The organism is Oleiphilus sp. HI0067 (genome assembly GCF_001635735.1).
Genome location: NZ_LWFI01000129.1, coordinates 1 through 664, shown reverse-complemented (window position 1 = coordinate 664; position 664 = coordinate 1). Strand labels below are relative to the sequence as shown.

The 664-nt window shown below is 44.9% G+C and carries 1 protein-coding gene; it reads right to left on the bottom strand.

The window, feature by feature from the left end; translation table 11 throughout:
• Window positions 1–74 precede the first annotated feature (74 nt).
• On the bottom strand, window positions 75–664 hold a 590-nt coding region (locus tag A3739_RS29150), incomplete at its 5' end, for a hypothetical protein (RefSeq protein ID WP_197471953.1).

Below are 664 nucleotides of genomic sequence, written 5' to 3'. Positions count from 1 at the left end.
TAAACTTTGCGCTGCGACTTGCTGATTACGCGTAGTCAGAGAGGAGTGCGTCGTGATGTTATTAAGATCTTTAGTCAAAGTAACAGTATAAGTATCTGTTGCACCACTTGCTTTACTCCGGAAACTTGAATTGCCGCCGGCATTGTTGCAGTTAAACTTGCGGTATAAGTAGACGAGTCCTGGCCCGCATCGGCTTCAACAACCACATAGCTATTTCCATCCAAGTCATCAGCTGTATAAGCACTAGATTTTGGCGCAATCACGACATCGTGCGTGCCTATAACAGCGCCCCCATTGAATTCGATCTTGTCGTTGTCGTTACTAACATCACCAACTTCCAAATTGAATTGCAATGACGGATCACCAAAGACTGACACCAAGCTGTTATCTAAAGCAGAACCATTCAGGTTAAACCGAATCGTACCGATATCTCCGGAGCCAACACCTGGTGAAAACTTAGGGTTATTACGAAATAAGAAAGTAGAAGAACTCTGGGTGTTAAAATCAATATGACCATTGATAAGCGCGTCATCAATGACCGAATACGAGTTCGCACCAAAACCAATAGCCGTATTAGCCGCATCTCCTGCTTCACCAATCGTCACTTCAAGGCCGGGAAGTGCACCAAAAGAATTTAAACCGGTGAAACCCGCTGCATCATCCG